General features: G+C 72.7%; 17 protein-coding genes. 11 read left to right on the plus strand and 6 right to left on the minus strand.

Annotation, left to right across the window (positions count from 1 at the left end):
• Nucleotides 1-11: 11 nt before the first annotated feature.
• The 5 genes from AC3EUV_RS10785 to AC3EUV_RS10805 all read left to right on the plus strand — a co-directional run bounded on the left by AC3EUV_RS10785 (nt 12) and on the right by AC3EUV_RS10805 (nt 7,880).
• Nucleotides 12-2,333, plus strand: a complete 2,322-nt coding sequence (locus AC3EUV_RS10785; RefSeq protein WP_435602743.1) for a copper resistance CopC/CopD family protein — start codon at nt 12-14, stop codon at nt 2,331-2,333.
• Nucleotides 2,330-3,835 carry an iron uptake transporter deferrochelatase/peroxidase subunit gene (efeB, locus tag AC3EUV_RS10790; protein ID WP_435602744.1) on the plus strand — a complete coding sequence of 502 codons (1,506 nt, stop codon included), beginning with the start codon at nt 2,330-2,332 and terminating at the stop codon, nt 3,833-3,835. The genes AC3EUV_RS10785 and efeB overlap by 4 nt, the downstream gene beginning before the upstream one ends.
• A 306-nt stretch (nt 3,836-4,141) precedes the next feature.
• On the plus strand, nt 4,142-5,068 hold the full coding sequence (pheA, locus tag AC3EUV_RS10795) for a prephenate dehydratase (protein ID WP_432144166.1): 927 nt from the start codon (nt 4,142-4,144) through the stop codon (nt 5,066-5,068).
• Between the two features lie 695 nt (nt 5,069-5,763).
• Complete coding sequence (gene serS / locus AC3EUV_RS10800; protein WP_432144167.1) at nt 5,764-7,053, plus strand: serine--tRNA ligase; 1,290 nt, start codon at nt 5,764-5,766, stop codon at nt 7,051-7,053.
• Nucleotides 7,050-7,880, plus strand: a complete 831-nt coding sequence (locus AC3EUV_RS10805; RefSeq protein ID WP_432144168.1) for an HAD family hydrolase — start codon at nt 7,050-7,052, stop codon at nt 7,878-7,880. Before serS ends, AC3EUV_RS10805 begins: the two co-directional genes overlap by 4 nt.
• On the opposite strand, the gene AC3EUV_RS10810 is transcribed toward AC3EUV_RS10805, so the two are convergent.
• Both AC3EUV_RS10810 and AC3EUV_RS10815 read right to left on the minus strand, forming a co-directional pair.
• The gene (locus AC3EUV_RS10810; protein WP_435602823.1) at nt 7,868-8,554 is read right to left on the minus strand and encodes a rhomboid-like protein; all 687 of its coding nucleotides are present in this window, start codon (nt 8,552-8,554) and stop codon (nt 7,868-7,870) included. The genes AC3EUV_RS10805 and AC3EUV_RS10810 overlap by 13 nt on opposite strands.
• Before the next feature lie 53 nt (nt 8,555-8,607).
• Nucleotides 8,608-9,669, minus strand: coding sequence for an Lrp/AsnC family transcriptional regulator (locus tag AC3EUV_RS10815; RefSeq protein ID WP_435602745.1), 1,062 nt, complete (start codon nt 9,667-9,669; stop codon nt 8,608-8,610).
• 183 nt (nt 9,670-9,852) lie between these two features.
• On the opposite strand from AC3EUV_RS10815, the gene AC3EUV_RS10820 reads away from it, so the two are divergent.
• The gene (locus AC3EUV_RS10820; RefSeq protein WP_435602746.1) at nt 9,853-11,427 is read left to right on the plus strand and encodes an MFS transporter; all 1,575 of its coding nucleotides are present in this window, start codon (nt 9,853-9,855) and stop codon (nt 11,425-11,427) included.
• 129 nt (nt 11,428-11,556) lie between these two features.
• Here the strand turns inward: AC3EUV_RS10820 and AC3EUV_RS10825 are convergent, their stop codons facing one another.
• The gene (locus AC3EUV_RS10825) at nt 11,557-12,507 is read right to left on the minus strand and encodes a MerR family transcriptional regulator (protein ID WP_432144171.1); all 951 of its coding nucleotides are present in this window, start codon (nt 12,505-12,507) and stop codon (nt 11,557-11,559) included.
• 371 nt (nt 12,508-12,878) lie between these two features.
• On the opposite strand from AC3EUV_RS10825, the gene AC3EUV_RS10830 reads away from it, so the two are divergent.
• From AC3EUV_RS10830 to mltG, 5 genes are all read left to right on the plus strand, one after another.
• Entirely contained in the window at nt 12,879-13,193 is a 315-nt protein-coding gene (locus AC3EUV_RS10830) for an SAV_915 family protein (RefSeq protein ID WP_435602747.1), read from the plus strand.
• Between the two features lie 16 nt (nt 13,194-13,209).
• The gene (lysA, locus tag AC3EUV_RS10835; protein WP_435602748.1) at nt 13,210-14,613 is read left to right on the plus strand and encodes a diaminopimelate decarboxylase; all 1,404 of its coding nucleotides are present in this window, start codon (nt 13,210-13,212) and stop codon (nt 14,611-14,613) included.
• 240 nt (nt 14,614-14,853) lie between these two features.
• Complete coding sequence (locus AC3EUV_RS10840) at nt 14,854-15,564, plus strand: FadR/GntR family transcriptional regulator (RefSeq protein ID WP_435602749.1); 711 nt, start codon at nt 14,854-14,856, stop codon at nt 15,562-15,564.
• A gap of 121 nt (nt 15,565-15,685) precedes the next feature.
• Nucleotides 15,686-16,957 (plus strand): CynX/NimT family MFS transporter, encoded by a 1,272-nt coding sequence (locus AC3EUV_RS10845; protein WP_435602750.1) that lies wholly within the window; start codon nt 15,686-15,688, stop codon nt 16,955-16,957.
• Nucleotides 16,958-17,188: 231 nt separating this feature from the next.
• Entirely contained in the window at nt 17,189-18,034 is an 846-nt protein-coding gene (gene mltG / locus AC3EUV_RS10850; protein ID WP_435602751.1) for an endolytic transglycosylase MltG, read from the plus strand.
• Between the two features lie 30 nt (nt 18,035-18,064).
• On the opposite strand, the gene AC3EUV_RS10855 is transcribed toward mltG, so the two are convergent.
• The 3 genes from AC3EUV_RS10855 to AC3EUV_RS10865 form a co-directional block, all read right to left on the minus strand.
• Nucleotides 18,065-18,784, minus strand: coding sequence for an ABC transporter permease subunit (locus AC3EUV_RS10855; RefSeq protein ID WP_432144214.1), 720 nt, complete (start codon nt 18,782-18,784; stop codon nt 18,065-18,067).
• A gap of 78 nt (nt 18,785-18,862) precedes the next feature.
• Nucleotides 18,863-19,774 carry an ABC transporter ATP-binding protein gene (locus tag AC3EUV_RS10860; protein ID WP_435602752.1) on the minus strand — a complete coding sequence of 304 codons (912 nt, stop codon included), beginning with the start codon at nt 19,772-19,774 and terminating at the stop codon, nt 18,863-18,865.
• A 124-nt stretch (nt 19,775-19,898) separates the two neighbouring features.
• Nucleotides 19,899-20,810 (minus strand): ABC transporter permease subunit, encoded by a 912-nt coding sequence (locus AC3EUV_RS10865; protein ID WP_432144178.1) that lies wholly within the window; start codon nt 20,808-20,810, stop codon nt 19,899-19,901.
• Nucleotide 20,811: the final 1 nt, after the last annotated feature.

Raw genomic sequence — 20,811 nt, forward strand, 5'->3', positions numbered from 1 at the left:
GAGCGATCACTATGGTCACCACCGGGCTTCGCCCGCGCCGGTCCGCCGTGCTGCGCCTGCTGGTCGTCGCGCTCGCGCTGGCCGGCACGCTGCTCGGCGGGCTCGGCGGTGCCGCACCGGCCTCGGCGCATGCCGCGCTGACCGGCAGCACCCCCGCGCAGGGCTCGGTGGCGGACCGCGCCCCCGAGCAGGTGACGCTCACCTTCTCCGAAGGCGTCGCGATGGGCGACGACTCGATCCGGGTGCTGGACCCGCAGGGCAAGCGGGTGGACGACGAGAAGCTGCGGAATCTGAGCAGCAACCGCGTCGTCAAATACGGCGCGGGGCTGCCGTCCGGGCTGCGCGACGGTACCTACACCGTCGCCTGGCAGGCGGTCTCCGCCGACAGCCACCCGGTGTCCGGTGCCTTCACCTTCTCCATCGGCGCACCCTCCAAGACCACCGCCCCGGTTCCCCAACAGCAGGCCGGCGGCGGCCTGGTGGGCGCGCTCTACGGCATCGCCCGCTACCTGGCCTACGCCGGGTTCGTGCTGCTGGCCGGCGGCGCCGCCTTCGTGGTGGCCTGCCGGCCCGCCGCCGCCCTCGTACGGTCCGTACAGCGGCTGGTGGTGTACGGCTGGGCGCTGCTGACCGGCACCACCGTCGTGATGCTGCTGCTGCGCACGCCGTACACGGGGTCGGGCGATCTCGCCGATGTCTTCGACCTCGGCGGCCTCCAGCAGGTCCTGATCACCAAGCCGGGCGCGGCGCTGGTCTCCCGGCTGCTGCTGCTCGCCGCCGCGGCGCTGTTCGTGGCGGTGCTCTTCGGGGCGTATGCGCGGGCGCATCAGCCGGCGGGGGCGGACGGGCCGGGAGAGGCGGACGAGCCGGCGGAGTCGGGGGAGTCGGATGCCGCTGAGGAGGGCGGAGATGCCGCCGAGGAGGCCAGGCGGCGCAAGGACCTCACCTTCGGTCTCGGCTTCGGCGGCCTGATCGTCGCCACCGGGCTCGCCGCGACCTGGGCGATGGCCGAACACGCCTCGACCGGGCTTCAGCCCGCCGTGGCGATGCCGGTCGATGTGCTGCATCTGCTGGCGGTCGCGGCCTGGCTCGGCGGGCTGGCGGCGCTGGTGGTGTCCCTGTACTGGGGCCCGCCCGTCGAGCGGGCCGCCGTCCGCCGCTTCTCACGGATCGCCTTCGGCTCCGTAGTGGTGCTGGTGGCCACCGGCCTCTACCAGTCCTGGCGGCAGGTCGGCACCTGGAGCGCGCTGACCGGCACCGCCTACGGGCGGCTGCTGCTGATCAAGGCGGCGCTGGTCGTGCTGCTCGTCGGGATCGCCTGGCTGTCGCGACGGTGGACGGGGCTGCTGGCGGAGGTACCGGCGGGGCAGGTACGGGCAGGGCAGGTACGGGCGGCGGAACTCCGGGCGGCGGAGGGCGCCGAGGACGCCGGGCGGGAAGACGCCGGGCAGGAAGCGGAGCAGGACGCCGAGAGGACAGCCGGGAAGGCAGCCGAGAAGGTAGCCGAGCCGGAAGTGCGGGGAGAGCGGGAAGCGGAGAAGGCGACCGTTGGGGTCTCGGCGGGCGCTGCCGGCGCGGGCTCGGGCCCGAAGAGTGGCCCCGTGCCGAAGAGTGGCCCCTCCCCTAGTGGTTCCTCCCCGAAGAGCGGTTCCTCCCCCGCCTCCGACGGCACACCCACCCCTCACGACTCACCCACCGCCGACGCCGGCCCTTCCGCCGACGACGACACCCCCGACCTCGACCCCGACGCCGACCCCGCCCGCGCTGCCCAACTCGCCCGGCAGCAGGCCGCGGTGCGTACCGCCCGGACCAAGCGGCAGCGGGACGCCGACCCCGAGCGGCTGGGACTGCGCCGGTCCGTGCTGGCCGAGGCGGCGGTCGCGGTCGTCGTGCTCGCGGTCACCACGGCGCTGACCGCCACCGAGCCGGCCCGTACCGAAGCGGCCGTCAAGGCCGGCTCGGGCGGGCAGTCCGCCGCGGCCGGGCGGCCGCAGTCGCTGACCATCCCGTTCGACACCGGTGGCCCGGACGGCAAGGGCACCGCGCGCGTCGGCCTGGCCCCCGGGAGCAGCGGCCGCGCCAATACGCTTCAGCTGCGGATCAGCGACCCCTCGGGCAAGGCCATGGACGTCCCCGAGGTGAAGGTCTCCTTCACTCAGAAGGCCAAGAAGCTCGGCCCGCTGTCGGTCACCACCCGGCACACCGGCAAGGGCCAGTGGCGCGCGAGCGGCATCCAGCTGCCGGTCCCCGGGAAGTGGCAGCTGTCGCTGGTCGTCCGCACCTCTGACATCGACCAGGTGACCGAGATCAAGAACGTGAAGATCGGCTCATGAGCAAGCAGACCCCCCGTAAGCAGAGCGCCCGCAAGCCGCCCGCCGCGAAGCAGGACACGTCGCAGCAGGACGCGTCCCAGCAGGCGGCGGCGAAGCAGACCCCCGCGCAGCAGACCGCCGGCCGGAAGACCCCCGGCACGGACTCCGGCGCCGGGTCCGCCAAGTCGGGCGCCGGGTCCACCAAGGGGGGCGGCGGTTCCACCAAGGCGCGCGGCGGACGCGTCCCCGCCCCGGCCCCCGCCCCGGCCCCGGAGACGGACGGGTCGCCCGCCAAGGAGCTCTCCCGCCGCCGGCTGCTCGGCACCGTCGGCGCGGCGGGCGCGGCCGGACTGGTCGTCGGCGGGGCCGGGGGCGCCGCCGGGGTCTCGGCGGCACGGGACGACGCCCCCGAGGCCCTGACCACCGTCGGCGCGACCCGGGTTCCGTTCCGGGCGGCGGGCGGCGGGCACCAGGCGGGAATCACCACACCGTTGCAGGCCAAGGGCCATCTCGTCGCCTTCGACCTGACACCGGGCACCGACCGCAAGGCCGCCGCCGCGCTGCTGCGCCGCTGGTCGCGGACGGCCGGGGAGCTGATGGCCGGCCGCGCCCCGGACGCCGACACAGGGGTCGCCCTCGACGCGGGCCCGTCCTCGCTGACCGTCACCTTCGGCTTCGGCCACAGCTTCTTCGGCCGTACGGGCCTGACGAAGCGGCGCCCCATCGCACTCGACCCGCTGCCCGACTTCTCCGCCGACGCGCTGGACCCCGCGCGCAGCAACGGCGATCTGTGGATCCAGATCGGCGCCGATGACGCACTGGTCGCCTTCCATGCGCTGCGCGCGCTCCAGAAGGACGCGGCCGGCCGGGCGCGGCTGCGCTGGCAGATGAACGGCTTCAACCGCACTCCGGGCGCCACCGCGCACCCGATGACCACCCGCAATCTGATGGGCCAGATCGACGGCACCAACAACCCCAAGCCGTCGGACAAGGACTTCGACGAGCGGATCTTCGTGGGGCGGGACGCCGAGCAGGCGTGGATGCGCGGCGGCTCGTACGCCGTCGTACGCCGGATCCGGATGCTGCTGGACGACTGGGAGAAGCGTTCCCGGCACGATCAGGAGAAGGTCATCGGGCGCCGCAAGGACAACGGGGCGCCGCTGACCGGCGGTTCCGAGACCACCCCGATGCGACTGGACGCGAACCGCCCGGACGGGCTGCCGGTCATCCCGGCCAACGCGCATGCGCGGATCGCGGCGCCGGAGTCCAACCAGGGCGCGGCGATGCTGCGCCGCCCGTTCTCCTACCACGACGGGTTCCGGGAGGACGGCGCCCCGGACGCCGGGCTGCTCTTCGTCTGCTGGCAGGCCGATCCGCTGCGCGCCTTCACCCAGGTCCAGCGGAAGCTGGACCGCGGGGACGCGCTGTCGCCGTTCCTGCGGCACGAGGCGAGCGGCCTGTTCGCGGTCCCGCCGGCCGCAGAGCGGGACGGCTACGTGGGGCAGCCACTGCTGGAGGGGTAGCCGCGCTGGGCCTGAGGTCTGAGGCCCGGGGTCCGGAGGGGTGTCCCCTGGGGCCGGGGGTCTGGGCTCCGGGCTCCGGGCTCCGGAGGGGTGTCCCTTAGGGCGTGGGTGCGGCGGGGCAGCGGGCCTTAAGGGTGGGTCGAACGGATGCCGTAGGGGTGGGGAGCGCCCCCTCGGGGCCACAACGGGGTGGGGGGTGGCGGTATTCCCGTGTACCGGCCGGGTGCCGGAGCGGCTGGGTATCGTGGCAGGACAGGGAGAAGATCGGCGGGGTGCCCCCGCAGTTACGCGAGGGAGTCCTTATCCATGTCGGCCAGCCGCTATACCTATCTGGGCCCCGAGGGCACGTTCACGGAAGCCGCACTGCGCACCCTGCCCGAGGCGGCGACGCGTGAGCTGACGCCGATGGTGTCGGTGCCCGCCGCCCTGGACGCGGTGCGGGCCGGTGAGGCCGCCGCGGCACTGGTGCCGATCGAGAACTCCGTCGAGGGCGGGGTGACCACCACCCTCGACGAACTGGCCTCCGGCGAGCAGTTGATGATCTACCGCGAGGTGCTGCTGCCGATCGCCTTCGCGCTGCTCGTGCGCCCCGGTACGGCGATCAGCGACGTGAAGACGGTGACCGGGCACCCGGTCGCCCAGCCGCAGGTCCGCAAGTGGCTGGCGGCCCAACTCCCGGAAGCCGTATGGGAGTCGGCGGCCTCGAACGCCGATGGCGCGCGGCTGGTGCAGGAGGGCCGCTACGACGGCGCGTTCGCGGGCGAGTTCGCGGCGGCGACGTACGGCCTGACCCCGCTGGTCACCGACATCCATGACGCGCAGAACGCGGCCACCCGCTTCGTGCTGGTGGGCCGCCCGGCCCGGCCCGCCGCGCCCACCGGCGCGGACAAGACCTCGGTCGTGCTGTGGCTGCGCGCGGACCACCCCGGTGCGCTGCTCGAACTGCTTCAGGAGTACGCGGTGCGCGGGGTGAACATGATGCGCATCGAGTCCCGGCCGACCGGTGAGGGCATCGGCCGCTACTGCTTCTCCGTGGACTGCGAGGGGCACATCACCGACCGGCGGGTCAGCGAGGTGCTGATGGGCCTCAAGCGGGTCTGCCGGGAGGTGCGCTTCCTCGGCTCGTATCCCCGGGCGGACGAGGTGACGGCGAGCGTACGGCCGGAGATGACCGACACGGCGTTCACCGATGCGTCGGACTGGCTGGCGCGCTGCATGGACGGGCGGAGCTGAGCCGCGGACCAGGCCGCACGGCCGGGCCGGCAGGTCCCGCGGAAGAGCACGACCTGCGGCTTTGGAAGACCTCTCGGTTATCCACAAAGTTATCCACAGGGCCAGTTCTCGACCTGTGGGTAAGTCGACACTGGAGTCGGACACAGTCGACATATCGCCCTACTGACCCCACACCGTTCCACAGCACCCCACGTCGGGCACCGTCAGCACAATTCACCTGATCAATCCTTTAGGGCGAGGCAATCCCACACGAAAGAGTGCGTGAACAACGTTTGGACAGGGAATCCATAGCCGAGCATTTCGGGAGCGGAATGATCACCTCCGACTTCCACAGATCTCACACACAGCCTGTGGATAAGAATCCCGAAAACCCTGCCCCCTGTGGACAACCGGCGGTTCTCGGGGGATAACCCAGGGTCCACACCCCGCCTCGACCCCCACTCAACTCCCGTTGTCCACACAGTGGATCATCGACGCGGATGCCGCGAAAACCCCGTCACGGACGCCGTGAAGGAGTCGCGACGGACCCGGCGAAGGGGGCACACCGACCACCCCCGCAGCACGGAATACGAGGGAATTCGCCACCGCCTTTCGTGCCCCACCCCTAAGGGAATAAATAACCCCAAAACGGACAAACTGGTATGCCGGGGAATATGGCGTCGAGTGGCGGGGCGTGGCCCCGGTAGCCTGGGGGGGTGATTGACCTTCGCCTGCTCCGTGAGGACCCCGACCGTGTGCGCGCGTCCCAGCGCGCCCGTGGAGAGGACGTCGAGCTCGTCGACGCGCTTCTCTCCGCCGACGAGCGGCGCAGGTCGTCCAGCGTCCGCTTCGACGAGCTGCGTGCCGAGCAGAAGTCGCTCGGCAAGCTCATCCCCAAGGCCGCCGGCGACGAGAAGGCCGAGCTGCTGAAGAAGGCCGGTGAGCTGTCCGCCGCCGTCAAGGCCGCCGACGCCGCCCAGGACGAGGCCAAGGAAGAGACGCAGGCGCTGCTGCGGAAGCTCGGCAACCTCGTCCACCCCGACGTCCCGGTCGGCGGCGAGGAGGACTTCCGGGTCCTGGAGACGCACGGCACGATCCGTGACTTCACCGCCGAGGGCTTCGAGCCCAAGGACCACCTGGAGATCGGCGAGCTGCTCGGCGCCATCGACGTCGAGCGCGGCGCCAAGGTCTCCGGCTCCCGCTTCTACTACCTCACGGGCGTCGGCGCGCTGCTGGAGCTCGCGCTGGTCAACGCCGCCATCGCGCAGGCCACCGCGGCCGGTTTCACACCGATGCTGACCCCCGCCCTGGTGCGCCCGCGCGCCATGGAGGGCACCGGCTTCCTCGGCCAGGCCGCGGAGAACGTCTACCACCTGGAGAAGGACGACTACTACCTGGTCGGCACCTCCGAGGTCCCGCTCGCCGCGTACCACATGGACGAGATCGTGGACGCCGCCAAGCTGCCGCTGCGCTACGCCGGTTTCTCGCCGTGCTTCCGCCGCGAGGCCGGCACCTACGGCAAGGACACCCGCGGCATCTTCCGGGTCCACCAGTTCGACAAGGTCGAGATGTTCTCCTACGTCGCGCCGGAGGACGCCCAGGCCGAGCACCAGCGGCTGCTGGACTGGGAGAAGCAGTGGCTGACCGGTCTGGAGCTGCCCTTCCAGGTCATCGATGTCGCCACCGGTGACCTCGGCGCCTCCGCCTCCCGCAAGTTCGACTGCGAGGCGTGGATCCCCACCCAGGGCAAGTACCGCGAGCTGACCTCGGCGTCGAACTGCGACGAGTTCCAGGCGCGGCGCCTCTCGGTCCGGATGCGGGAGACCGTCGACGGCAAGCAGAAGGTCTCGCCGCTGGCGACGCTGAACGGCACGCTCTGCGCCATCCCGCGCACCATCGTGGCGCTCTTCGAGAACCACCAGCAGGCGGACGGCTCCGTGCGCGTCCCCGAGGTGCTCCGCCCCTACCTGGGCGGCCGGGAGATCCTGGAGCCCGTCGCCAAGTGAGCGCACCCGCTCCGGCCGCGGACACCCCGCTGCCGTACAAGCTCATCGCGACCGACCTCGACGGCACGCTGCTGCGCGCCGACGAGACCGTCTCCGAGCGCACCCGCCGGGCGCTCGCCGCGGCCACCGCGGCGGGCGCGGCGCATATCGTCGTCACCGGCCGGGCCGTGCCCTGGACCCGGCACATCCTCGACGCCCTGGACTACCGGGGCCTCGCGGTGTGCGGCCAGGGCGGTCAGGTCTACCACGCCGGGGAACACCGGCTGCTGACGTCGGTGACGCTCGACCGCCAGCTCGCCGGTCTCGCACTGGCCAAGATCGAGGCCGAGGTCGGCCCGCTGTATCTGGCCGCGAGCCGGGACGGTCTGGACGGCGAGGTGCTGGTCGGCCCCGGCTACCGCGTCCAGGAAGGCCCGCTGCCGAACGTCCTGCTGGACGACCCCGCCGACCTGTGGGCGGCCCCGATCAACAAGGTCTACCTCCAGCACCCGACCCTGGACGACGATGCGCTGGCCCTGGCCGCGCGTCAGGTCGCCGGGGATCTGGTCGGGGTGACGGTGGCCGGCGAGGGCATCGTCGAACTGCTGCCGCTGGGCCTGTCGAAGGCCACCGGACTGTCGCTGGCCGCCCGCCGGCTGGGCCTCACCGCCAAGGACACCATCGCCTTCGGTGACATGCCCAACGACATCCCGATGTTCGGCTGGGCCGCGCACGGGGTGGCGATGGCCAACGCCCATGACGAACTGAAGGCCGTCGCGGACGAGTTCACCGCCTCCCACGAGGAGGACGGCGTCGCGGTGGTGCTGGAGCGGCTCTACCTCTCCTGAGGGCTTTCCGGCCGCTGCTCCGGCGGCGGCCCGGCGGCCCGGTCCGCGGGGCCGGGCCCGTCCTCCGGCGGCAGCTCCTCGGCGGCCGCCGGGGTCAGCGGCCAGGCCGCGAATCCCATGACCAGCGCGATGGCATGGCCGAAGTCGGTGAAGCTCGCGCCGGTCAGCAGCGGAACGCCGAAGAAGACCAGCACCCCGGCGAGGTAGCCGTAGCGCCAGGGCGGCCGCAGCCGGTACGTCAGCACCCCGGCCGCCGCCGCCAGCCCGTACGAGACCCCGATGTCCACGACATGGGTCATCGAACGCGGCAGCCGGTGCCCCTCGATGGCCAGCAGGACCAGCTCCTGGCTGGCGAGGGTGGCGGCGATATGCGCGCCGCCGACCGTCAGCAGCCAGCGCGCGGTCCCCGTCCAGCGCTCCACATTGGCGTGCAGCAGCTCGAACATCACCGCATAGAGCAGGAACGACTCGGGACGCTCGATCCAGAAGCCGCTGATCAGCAGCGACGGCAGCGGATGCTCGTTCAGCTCGTGGATGTTGCTGCTGGTGCGGTGGACCAGGAACTGCCCCAGCCCCTCGGAGGCGGCGGCGATGACCAGGCTGGTGATGCCGATGACCAGCAGCCAGATATGGGTGCCGGGGCTGCTGCGTACCCAGTCCTTCGCCCAGGTCAGGGGGTTGACGGTGGACGGGCGACGGCCGCCGCGCGGCGGCTCGGCCGGCGGCCTCACCGGCGGCGCCCCGGGGCGGCGTGGCCGGCAAAGAACAGCGGTCCCGGCCCCTTGAGGTGCCGGATGCGGGGCGCGCTCTCCATCGCCCGTACGCCGGGCAGCGCCGCCACCCGGGTCGTCAGATAGGTGTAGACGGCGCCGACGTCGCGGCAGAGCACCGAGGCGAAGAGGTTGTGCGGGCCGGTGGTGGCGCAGGCGTAGCCGACTTCCGGGTGTGCCGCCATCGCCTCGCCGGCGGCGGCGAGGCGGGCGGGCTCGACGGACAGCCAGAGGGCCACCATCACGCCGTACCCGAATTGCCCCAGGTCGTAATCGACGTCGTAATACAGGGCACCGGTCGCCCGCAGTTCGGTGCAGCGGCGGCGGACCGTGGTGGGTGACCAGCCGGTGGCGGCGGCGAGTTCGGCCAGCGGGGTGCGGCCGTCCCGGGCGAGGGCGTCGAAGAGCCGGCGGTCGGCGTCGGTGAGCTGGACGGGGGCGGCGGCCGGGGCCGGCGGCGGCGGGCTCAGCAGGGCGATCTGCTCGTCGGTCAGCGCACCGGACTTGTTGATCAGGCCCTGGGGGCCGCCGAAGAACTGGTGCAGCTGACAGTGGGCGGTCACCCCGATGACGCTCGGGGTGCGGGGCAGTTTCTGGAGCAGCAGCACATCGCTGAGGTCATTGTTCGGCGCCCGGCACACCGCGGAGATCTCGGTGCCGCCGGACATCAGGCTGACCCAGGAGGTGTCCGGGCGGCGGGCCAGCGCCTCGGCGACGGCGACCGCGGCGTCCGGTGTGCACTGCACCCGCACCAGCCACTGCACCTCGCCCAGTGCCTGCGTGCCGGGCAGCCCCAGCACCTTGAGCGCGCCGTGCGTGCGGTGCCGGGTGTAGCGCCGGGCGACGGTCTGGTCGGAGACCCCGAGTGCGGCGGCGATCCGGCTGAACGGCGCCCGGCCGTCGAGCTGAAGCGCATGGATCAGCCGGTGATCGAGGTCGTCGAAACCGGTGGGGCCGCCGGGAACCGCACCGGTGCCGCTCCCCCGGTCCGCCGCGGCCGGCTTCCCGTCGGATTTCACCGTTCGAGGCTAACCCGTGTCGGATTGCGCCGCCGGGCACGCGGTGGCTGGGAGCACGGACGGCGCCGCCCGCACCGTGGCGTCGGCAATACGAGACGCCGGCCGGCGAACCGGCGGGGCCGGGCCGGACCTTCGGGCGGCGCCGGCCCGCCGGTACCGGCCGCTACGAACGGAGGAAAGATCATGCGGAGCGCACCCGAGCGGGGGACCGCGGCGGGCGGCCGGGCGCCGGACGCGGGCGGGGAGCCGGGCGGGGGACCGGCCGGGAAGTGGTGGCCGCTGGCCGCCATCACCCTCGGCAACTTCCTGCTGCTGGTCGATGTGACGATCGTGAACACCGCGCTGCCCCGGATAGCCGACGGCCTGGGCGCCACCTTCACCTCGCTCCAGTGGGTGATGGACATCTACGCGCTGGCGCTGGCCGCGCTGCTGATGGTGGCGGGCTCGGCCGCCGACCTCTACGGGCGGCGCCGGCTGTACGTCGCCGGGCTGACGCTGTTCGCGCTCGCCTCACTGGTCTGTGGGCTGGCCCCGGACGCGGGCGTGCTGGTCGCGGCCCGCGCCGTGCAAGGGGTGGGCGCGGCGGCGATGTTCGCCACCAACACCCCACTGCTGATGGCCGCTTATCAGGGCCGGGACCGGGGCGTGGCGTTCGGCGTCTGGGGCGGCACCAGCGGCGCCGCGGCCGCGATCGGCCCCGTACTGGGCGGCCTGCTCACCGAGTATGTGGACTGGCGGGCCATCTTCCTGGTCAATCTGCCGCTGACCGCCGTCGCGGTGTGGATCACGGTGCGCCGGGTGCCCGAGTCGCACGGCGAACTCCCCCGCCCTCGAACGGACTCCGTAGGGGATTCCCCCGCCGCCCGGATCGACTGGCCGGGTGCCGTGTCCTTCACCGCCTGCGCGGGCGGGCTGACCTACGGGCTGATGCGCGGCGGTGAGGAGGGCTGGACGGAGTCCGGGACGCTCGCCGCGCTCGGCGGGGCGGCGCTCGCGCTGCTGGTGTTCCTCGTCGTCGAACGGCGGGCACACCGGCCGCTGCTGGACCTGGGGCTGCTGCGCCGCCCGTCGTTCGCGGCGCTGATGGCGGCGGCGCTGCTGCTCCAGGCCGCGGCGTTCCCGTATCTCTCCTTCGTGGGGCTGTGGGTGCAGAACATCCTCGGTCTGAGCCCCGTGCAGGCGGGCCTGGCGGTGACGCCGATGGCGCTGATGTCCCTGCTGGTCGGTGCGCTGGGCGGCCGGCTGCTCCAGCGGATGGCGCCCCAACTCCCGCTCGGAATTGGCATGTTGCTGGTGGGCGCCGGACTGCTGCTGGAGTACGCGCTGCTGGACGACGGCGCCGGCTGGGCAGCGCTGGTCCCCGGCCTCACGGTGAGCGGGCTGGGCATCGGGACGGCGATGCCGGTCCTGGTCTCGGCGGCGCTCGGCGCGGCGCCCCCGCAGCGGGCCGGGATGGCGAGCGGTGCCGTGAACACCTTCCGGCAGCTGGGCTACGCACTGGGCATCGCGGCCCTCGGCACGGTCTTCGCCGACGCGCTGCACGGCGTCCGGCCCGGGGGCTCCCGTACGGCCGTGGCCGCCGCCCATGTCGCCGGGCTGACCGACATCCTGCTGATCTCGGGGGTGGTGGCGTCGGCGGGCGGGGTGCTGGTGCTGGCCGTCGTGCGGGGTCACCGGGCGGCGACGGGCGGGCAGCAGGGCCGGGTCGGGGGGCGGATCGGGGCCGCGTCAGGGGCGGCTCGGGGCCGGGCGGAGTAAACGCCAGGCGGGTCGGCACCCGGAACCGCGTACGGCCGTACGCGGTTCCGGGCTGCCGCCCTGGGCCCTGTGGCGATCTTCGCCGCGCCCTCACACCCAAGTCAATCCTCTGATCCCCTTTCACACCCCTTAGCCATGACTTGGGTTGGCGCTGCCGTGCTGCCGTGCCCCCCGGTGAACCGGCTCCTGGATCTCCGTGACCCACTTCTCCTGGTCCGGCGGGCACTCCAGATACAGCTCGCGGGCGTACCCGGCGGAGCGATAGCCGTTGGCGTCGATCCAGTGCGCAAGATTCTGGGCGGTCGGCAGAATCCGGCTCATCGGGCCGCGGTGCACCACCGTGGCGGCGCTGTCCAGGCCGGGGAGGGTGACGACGTCGAAGCCGAGGCCGGTGGCGGCGGGGGTCCCGGGGCGGCCGGAGGTGTCACCGGCCGTCGCCCCCGCCTTCGCCAGCGCCTCCTCCGTGATCACCATCCCCGCGTGCACGACGACGGCGTCCTTTCCGTCACTCCCGTGGGCCCCGCTCCCCCCGCTGGGCTCCGGTTCGTCCTCGTAGTACGCCAGCCCCGGCCCCGCCGGTGTCACCCCCGCCGTCTCCAGCAGCCGGCACAGCTCGGCGTAGAGCGGCGTGATCACCGGGCCGATGTCCTCCGGCCCGTAACTGGCGGCGGTCCCGCTCAGCTCGGCGAGCAGTACCGTTCCGGTGCGCTTGACCACCACATCGTCGGCAGACATGCGTCCCTCACTCTCGATCGTCCGGAGCCTCGCCTCGACCTGCGCCAGCCGCGCATCCGCCGCCGTCCGCGCCGCCGCCAGCTCCGCCTGCCGCAGCCGCAGCATCCCGCGCAGCTCCGGCACGCTCACCTCCTCGGCCAGGATCGCCCCCACCTGCTGGAGGCTGAACCCGAGGTCCTTGAGCGCGATGATGCGGTTGAGCCGGGCGAGCTGGGCCGCCTCGTAGAAGCGGTAGCCGCTGACGGGGTCGGTACGGGCGGGGCGCAGCAGCCCGATCGCGTCGTAGTGGCGCAGCATGCGGGCCGACACACGGCCGTACTGGGCGAAGTCTCCGATGGTGAACATGACGCCTTCCAGTGGAGTGCCTTCCACAGTGTCAAGGTCAAGCGCGGCGGTCCATGGGCGATGGACCGGGTGGCGGACGGGGGCCATCGGGGGCGGGGAGCGGGGACCGGCCCGTCCGCTGCCCGCCCCCTCCCGGCCCGTCCCTGCCCGCGCTCGCCGTGCCGGGCAGCGGAGGCCGGATGCCCGGAGTCACCGCCGCCGCACAATCGGCCACCGGGCGGCAGCATCGCGTCAAGTAGCGGCCGCAACCCGTCAATGACGCGTCAGCGAACGGCGGAGCGCCCCGTTCACCGGGCATAGCGTCAGAGCCGAGCCCCGGCGTACGCGTTTCCCACCGGTCCGGGGCCGAGTGCCGTCCGAGGAGCAACGCCGTGTACCACCATCTGAACGCGGGAGATCCCGAGCCTGCCGATCGTGTCCCGGCCGGACCGCTGTTCGTCCCCGTCCGGTCGGGCCCCGCGGGCTGCACGGCCCGCCTGTTCCGCACTCCGCTCGGCGGCCGTACCGCCGTCGCCTTCACCTCTCCCCAGCGGCTGGCCGCGGCCCTCGGCGGCGGCCAGCCCTGGGTCAGGCTCTCCGAGCCCGCGCTGCGGGCGCTGGCCGAACCCGTCGGGGCGACGGCCCTGACTGTCGATCCCCGATACGTCCCCGACGTACCCCGTGGCCGTCACCTACGGGCCGCCTGAGGGAGGGGTGACCGCGATGAGTCACAGCACGCTGCCGCCGGCCGGCCACGAGGCCGGCCCCCCGCCACCGGCCACAGCCGTGGCGCCCCCGCCCCACACCGCCGCCCGGCCGCCGTCCGGCAGCGAGCCGCGGTCCATCTGGCCCGCGTCCACGGCACCGGCCGGCCATGACGATCTCGCCGTCGGCGGTGTCCCACTCACCGAGCTGGCCGACCGCTTCGGCACCCCCGCCTACGTCCTGGACGAGGACGAGGTGCGCCACCGCTGCCGCGCCTACCTACGGGCCTTCCCCGACACCGAGGTCTACTACGCGGCCAAGGCCTTCCTGTGCCGCGCGATGGTGCACTGGGTGCAGGAGGAGGGCCTCGGGATGGACGTCTGCTCCGCCGGTGAGCTGGAACTGGCCGTCACCACCGGCTTTCCGCCCGAGCGAATCGTGCTGCACGGCAACGCCAAGAGCCCGGCCGACCTGCGGGCCGCCCTGCGGCTGGGCGTCGGCCGGATCGTCATCGACAGCACCTCGGAGATCGCCCGGCTGGCCGCCGCGGTCCCGGCGGGCAGCCGCCAGAAGGTGCTGATCCGGGTCGTGCCGGGGATCGCCGCCGGCGGCCACGCCAAGATCCGTACCGGGACCGACGACCAGAAGTTCGGCCTGTCGATCGCCGACGGCTCCGCGCAGCACGCCATCGCCCGGGTGCTCAGCCAGCCACGCCTCGAACTGACCGGCCTGCACTGCCATTTGGGCTCGCAGATCACCACCGTCAAGCCCTATCTGTCGGCGGTACGACGGCTGATCGGCCTGCTGGCCCGCATCCGGGAGCACCACGGCAGCACACTGCGCGAACTGGACCTCGGCGGCGGCCACGGCGTCGCCTACCGCCCCGGCGAGCCCGCGCTCGACCCCGGCGCCCTCGGCACCAAGGTCCGCGCCGAACTGGCCCGCGGCTGCGCGGCGGCCGGGCTGCCGGTGCCCCGGCTCGCCATCGAACCGGGCCGCGCCATCGCGGGCCCGGCCGGGGTCGTCCTCTACCGGGTGCTGTCCGTCAAACGGACCGGCGCGCACACCTTCGTGGCGGTGGACGGCGGGATGAGCGACAACCCGCGGCCCGCGCTGTACGGGGTGCGCTACGCGCCACGGCTGGTCGGCCGCGCCACGGCGGCCGCGCCGGAACCCGTCACCGTCGTCGGGCGGCACTGCGAGGCCGGCGATGTCCTCGCCGCCGATGCCCAGCTGCCCGGCGACATCCGCCCCGGCGACCTGCTGGCCGTCCCGGTCGCCGGCGCGTACCACCTCTCGATGGCCTCCGGCTACAACCTCGTCGGCCGCCCGCCGGTCATCGCCGTCACGGGAGGCCATGCCCGCCTCCTGGTACGGCGCGAATCCCTGGCGGACATCCAGGAGCGGGATATCGGGGTGTGAGGGTCGCCGGCGGGGGTGGGGTGAGGGTCACGGGCGGGTGAGGGGGCGGGCTGCGGGCCGCACCCTTCCCCGTGCCCGCCTATATGTCCGTGTACGATGAATCGACCAGTTGTAGGATGACTGGGCAACTGCCCGGACGGGGCCGAACCTTCAGGTCGGGGTCCCTACGGGTCCTACGGGCTCTCCGACCCTTACGGGTCCTACGGCACCTACTGGTTCATCGGCGCGAACGGGATGGAAATGGCACTTCAGGCAGCGGGACGGCAGTCCCTGGTGGACACCGTCGTCGACGCCCTGCGATCCCAGCTGACGGACGGGGAGTGGAAGGTGGGGTCCCGGATCCCCACCGAACATGCCCTCGCCGAGCAGCTCCAGGTCGGCCGGAACACCGTCCGCGAGGCGGTGCGGGTCCTCGTCCACGCCGGGATGCTGCGCTCACGCCAGGGCGAGGGCACCTTCGTCGTCTCCACCACGGACCCGGGCGACATCATGCGCGGCATCCAGCGGGCCGGTATCCGCGACGTACTGGAGCTGCGGATCGCGCTGGAGGCGGAGGCCGCCCGGCTGGCCGCGCTGCGTCACCGGCCCGACGATCTGGAACGGATGCGGGCCGCCCTGGACGCCGTGGCCGACCTGGCGGACGCGGAGGGAGAGCCCGACCCGGGCAGTGCGGAGCTCTACGCCGATCATGACGTCGCCTTCCACAAGGCCGTCGTCGAGGCCGCGCACAACACCGCGCTGACGGCGACCTACGGCTGGTTCAGCAGCTCGGTACGGGAGGCCCTGGTCAGCGCGCTCGACGACCAGGCGATGCCGAGGGTCGCGCACGGAGATCACTGCGCGGTCCTGGACGCCATCGCGGCCGGCGACCCGGACGCGGCGGAGCGCGCGACCCGCGCCCTGCTGGACAAGCCGAAGCGAGCCGTGGAGGCCCTGCTCGCCGGCCGCTGAGGCCGCCCCCTTTCTGCCTCCCTCGGCCCGGCCCCTTCTGCCCTCCCCCAATCCCGCTCTCCTTCTTCCTTTCTCTTCCCGATCCACCATCCCGATCCGACACCTGACGAGGTATGCGCGTATGGCAGGGCCCAGGTCCGAAGCACCCTTGATCGACGCCGAGGAGGATCTGGTCCCGGTACCGCCGGTCGCCACCGCCCGCCGCCGGCTGCGGGCCCACCCCGTACTGGTCATGGCCGGGATCGTGCTTGCCGCGCTCAATATGCGTACGGCGCTGGCCGGGGTCTCACCGCTGCTTGGTGAGATCGGTGCGCACTACCGTCTGACCGCGACGGCCAACAGCCTGGTGACGACCATCCCGCTGATCTTCATGGGCCTCGGCTCGATCGTCGCGCCGAAACTGGCGCGGCGCTGGGGGACCGAGACGGCGCTCTGCGGGGCGCTGGTGGCGCTGTGCGGCGGCATCGTGCTGCGGATCGCCCCGCCGGTGGTCGCGCTGTTCGCCGGGGGTGCGGTGGTCGGCGGCTCGATAGCCCTGCTGAATGTGCTGATGCCGGGCCTGATCAAGCGGGACTTCCCGGAGCGGGCCGCGGGCATGACGGCGCTGTACTCGACCGCGATGATCCTGGGGGCGACCGTCTCCGCCGCCTCCGCGGTGCCGATGGAGAACGCGCTCGGCAGCTGGCAGGGCGCACTGGCCTCCTGGGCGCTGCTGGCCGCCGTCGCCGCGGTCGCCTGGATCCCGCAGACGCTGATGGCCCGGCGCGGCACCCGCCATGGCGCGGCCGCGGCCACCCCCGCGCAGCTCGCCGGGGACGGGCCGCGGCTCAGCCGCTCCCCGCTGGCCTGGCAGGTCACGCTGTTCATGGGCTCGCAGTCGCTGATCGCCTACGTGAGCATCGCCTGGATGCCGACGATCTTCACCGATCACGGCATGGGCAAGGGCGAGGCGGGCCTGGTCTTCGCCTTCAGCACGCTGGTGCAGATGGTCGGTTCGTTCGTGGTGCCGATGCTTGCGGGGCGGATGCGGCAGCAGCGGCTGCTGGGTGTGGCGGTGTCCGCGCTGATGGCCTGCGGCGTCACGGGGCTGCTGGTGGCACCGGTGGCCGGGGCCTGGCTGTGGGCCGCGCTCCTCGGCGTCGGGCAGGGCGGTGCGCTGGGCCTGGCCCTGACGATGATGGTCCTGCGGTCGGGCGACGCCCACACCGCCGCCCGACTCTCCGGCATGGCCCAGACCGGCGGCTACCTGCTGGCCGCCGCCGGCCCGCTGGCCCTCGGCGCCGTCCACCAGGCCACCAACGGCTGGACCGTCCCCCTCGTCCTGCTCCTCGCCGTCTGCGCGGGCCTGGCCCTGCTGGGTCTGGGCGCGGGGCGGGATCGCCGGATCGGCTGACGGACGGGGGCGGCGGGGCGGCCGTAGCGACCGGGCAGCGGGGCGACGGCAGCGGCCGGGCGGCACCCCGGCGTGCGCGGCCGGCCCACCCCCGTACCCCCGCCGAGGCTCAGCTTTCCGGGAACGTCGCAGGTGGCGGGCGCATGGCGAGCTGGTGAAGGATCTTCGTGGCGGGCAACGATCCGGAGGCGGCCATTCCGCGACCCGGCGGTCTGACCTACGGTGCTCCCCATGAGCGATGCCCCGCACACCGTTCGCCGGCCAGGTCCGCGGCTCTCCCGCACCGGCCGGCGCGTTCTTGTGGCCGTGCTGTGTGTCCTGGTTGTCCTGATCGTCCTGGCTGTGCTGCTGCTGCCCCGACTGCTGCGCGGGCCCGGCCAGACGCTGACCGTCCCGGAAGGGCAGCGGGCCACCCAGGTCTACGCCGCCGCCGACAAGGCCCTGCACCTGCCTGCCGGGTCCACCGCGAAGGCGGCCAAGCGCGCACATCTCCCGCTGCCGGCCGAGGCGAAGGGCAACCCGGAGGGCTATCTCTTCCCGGCGACCTATCCGATCGACTCGGACACCACCCCGGCGTCGCTGCTCACCTACATGGTCAAAACCGCCAAGGAGCGCCTCGCCGCCGACGGCATCCGCTCCTACCGGACCGTCCTCATCGCCAGCATCGTGCAGGCCGAGGCGGACCGGCCGGCCGATATGGGCAAGGTCGCCCGCGTCATCGACAACCGGCTCGCGCACCGCATGCCGCTACAGATGGACTCGACGATCAACTACGCGCTGGGCCGCAGCACGCTCCGGACCAGCCACGCCGACACCAGGACCAAGAGCCCGTACAACACCTACCGCTACCAGGGCCTGCCGCCGACGCCGATCGACAATCCCGGTGCGGACGCGCTGAAGGCGGCCGGTGCGCCGCCCGCCGGCGACTGGCTCTACTTCGTCACCGTGAAACCGGGCGACACCCGCTTCACCGCCGACTACCAGAAGCATCTGGGCAACGTGCGGGAGTTCAACGAGCGGCAGCGCAGCGCCGGGAGCAGCACGAGCGGTGGGAGTGGTGGTGGGGGCGGGGCTTAGGACCCGCCCCGCCCCGTCCCCCGGACGTCCTTACTCCTCGCCCGCCAGGGTGAGCGCCTTCAGACGACGGCCGGCATACCAGGTGGCGACGCCGGTGAGCCCCACCAGCAGGCAGAGGGCGAGCGGCAGTTGGACGTCGGAGGTGAGCGCACCGTCCGCGGCCGCCTTCTGGCCGACCGCCAGCGCCCACTGCTGAACGCTGAGGGTCTTCGCGCCCGGGATGAGCGTCCCCACGAACGCCTCCCAGATCAGGGCGTAGACCAGGCCGAACACGACGGCATGCCGGGTGACCGTGCCGAAGAGCAGGAAGAGGGCGCTGTAGGCGACCGAGGCGACGGCCGCCGCCACCGCGTATCCCACGGCTATCTGCTGGCTGTTGCCGTTGAGGAGGAAGCCGGCGAGCAGGACGGGGAGGGCGGAGAAGGCGACCGTGACGCCTATCGCGACCAGGAGTTTGGTGAGGATGATCGTCGGCCGGGGCACCGGCTTGGCCAGGAGATAGACCACCGAGCCGTCGTCGATCTCCGGGCCGATCGCGCCCGTACCGGCGATGACGCCGATCAGGGGCACCATCGTGCCCAGCGCGAAGGTGCCCAGGATCCCGCCGGCGGTGGCATCGTCGGCACCGGCCAGCACGCGGACGGCCACCGCGAGCGTCACCAGCAGGGCGGGCAGCGCGAAGAGGATCAGGGCCCGCCGCCGGCCGAGCAGGGCGCGGTAGGTGAGCCGGGCGACGGTCGGGTGGAACAGCGAGACCTTGGGTGCGCCGGGGGGCGCGGTCCGGGCCGCCGGAGTGGTCGTGGACATGCGTCAGGGCTCCTTTCGGCCTCAGGCCGCTACGAGGTAGGAGAAGACGGATTCCAGCGACTCGTCGGAGGGCGAGACCGTCAGCAGGCGGATGCCGTGTTCGCGGGCGACCCACGGCAGGAGTTCGGTGAAGCGGCCGAAGTCGATCGCCTGGATGCGCAGCGCGCCTTCGGTCAGGTCCACCTCGATGCCGGCCGTCGAGGGGTCGGCGATCAGCGCGCCGGCCAGCGCCCGGTCGTTGTCGGACCGGACGAGATAGCGGTGCGGGCGGTCCGTCATCAGCCGGCGGATCTTGCGGAAGTCTCCGGACGCGGCATGCCGCCCGGCCACCACCACCTCGATATGCGCGGCGAGTTGCTCGACCTCTTCGAGGATGTGCGAGGAGAACAGGACCGTACGGCCCTCGTCGCCCATCCGCCGCAGCAGCTCCATCAGCTGCATCCGCTGACGGGGGTCCATACCGTTGAACGGCTCGTCCAGCAGCAGCACCGACGGGTCGTGGACCAGCGCGGAAGCCATCTTCACCCGCTGCCGCATGCCCTTGCTGTACGTCGAGATCTTGCGGTCCTGGGCGTACTCCATCTCGACGGTGGCCAGCGCCCTGGCCGCCTCCGCCCGGCCGAGTCCGTGCAACTCGGCGTTGGCGAGGACGAATTCGCGCCCCGTGAGGAAGTCGTACATCGCCTCGCGCTCCGGGACGATGCCGATGTGGCGGTAGATGCCGGCGTTGCGCCAGATCGTCGTCCCGTCGAGGGTGACGGAGCCGTTGGAGGGCGCGAGGAAGCCGCCCATCATGTTGATGAGGGTGGACTTGCCGGCGCCGTTGGGGCCGAGCAGGCCGGTCACGCCGGGGCCGATGGTCATGGTGATGTCGTTGACGGCAACGACATTGCCGAACCAGCGTGAGACATGGTCGATGTGCAGAGTCGTCATGGGCGCGGCCCATTCCTTCGGAGGGTGATGGCGGGCGACGGAAGGGCGGTGGTGGGCGACAGACGGAAGGCCCATGGGCGCAGCCCATTCCCGGGAAGGGCGGTGGTGGGCGACGGGTGGGAGCTCACAGGCCGGCCTTTCGGTAGCGGCGCATCAGGAGGCCGTAGCAGCCGACGATGACGGCCAGCGTCACGAGGAGATAGACGAAACCTGCGCCGGTGGTCGGGGCCAGGCCGTTGGGGAAGGAGCTGCTGCCGCCGAGGAAGGTCGACTGCACCCCGTCGATCAGCGTGATGGGGGAGAACAGCCCCAGCCAGCCGACGGCGGACTCATTGCCCTGGACGAAGGCGATCTCCTGGACCGCGCTCACCGCGCCGTACGGGATGGTGAGGACGGCGATCACGGCGGCGACACCGAAGCCGCGGCGCGGGGTGACCGCGGAGACGACCAGTCCGATCCCGGCGAACAGCAGCGAGAGCAGCACCACGGCGACCAGTCCCTGCCCCAGACCCTTGGTCTGGTCGACGAAGTCCAGCTTCGCCAGCAGCGCCCCGACATAGAGGATCAGCAGCGGTATGCCGGTGAGGATGAACAGGGCGGCGGCCATGGCCGCGAACTTCGAGGCCACGTAGTCGACCCGCTCGATGGGCCGGGAGAAATACAGCGGTATGGACTTGAACCGCAGATCACGGGAGACCGACTGCGGGGCCTGCGCGGCCAGATACAGACCGATGACGGCCTGGAGGTAGACGGCGTAGCGGGAGTAACCGACCGGGAGGGCACCGGCCTTGGTGACCACCGCCACCGCCACCATGATCGCGGCGGGCAGGCACATCGCGACGAGGAGCAGCAGCGGCAGCACCTTGCTCTTGGCCGAACGGCCCAGACCGTAGGCGCCGCGCAGGCTCTGCGAGAAGAGCGACCGTCGGGCGTAGGCGCGGCCCAGGCGGGGGCCGTCGTAGTGGCGGTAGCCGATGTTGTGGATATAGGCATCGGCCGGTGCGCCGGAGGGGGACGCCGGGTGCGCGGACGTCATG

The organism is Streptomyces sp. bgisy130, assembly GCF_057708345.1.